Genomic DNA, 570 nt, shown 5'->3' on the forward strand with positions numbered 1-570 from the left:
ACCCGATCCGGCACAAATCCGGTTGATCAATGAAACGTACCGGGGCGATATTGCCGAGCTGGTGGTGTCCCCGGAACAGTCCACACAGCTAATGGCGAAAATCGTCCTGCCGACCGGGATTGGCGGATTTACCGTTCGCGAAGTCGGTTTAATGACTGACGCCGGGGAGCTTTACGCGGTGGCAAACTGCCCATCGATCGATAAGCCTGTTGGCGGTGTCAGCGTTAATATGCAGTTTCGCCTGGCGGTATCAGACACCTCAAATATCACGCTGAATGTTGCAACAGGCGACGGGTTATTCCTGCGCATTGATCAGAACCTGAAAGAGATAAAAGCACGCGGTGCTGAGGCACAAAAAACATCGCGTGAATCCATTGGTGTCCTTGATGGCACGACACAACAAAAGGGGCTTGTACAACTTAACAGTGCGGTGAATAACACCAGTGAAACGCAGGCTTCCACCCCGGCAGCAGTTAAGATCGCAATGGATAATGCGAATGCGCGACTGGCTAAAGACCGGAACGGCGGTGATATTCCTAATGTCGCATTATTTCTACAAAACCTTGGTTT

General features: G+C 51.6%; 1 protein-coding gene. It reads left to right on the plus strand.

Going from position 1 to position 570, the window contains the following annotated elements:
* A partial coding sequence (locus FDX22_RS20700; protein WP_186805395.1) for a phage tail protein occupies window positions 1–570 on the plus strand: 570 nt, incomplete at both ends.

The sequence above is a fragment of the Citrobacter sp. TBCS-14 genome (assembly GCF_005280805.1).
GTDB classification, from domain to species: Bacteria; Pseudomonadota; Gammaproteobacteria; order Enterobacterales; family Enterobacteriaceae; genus Citrobacter; species Citrobacter gillenii.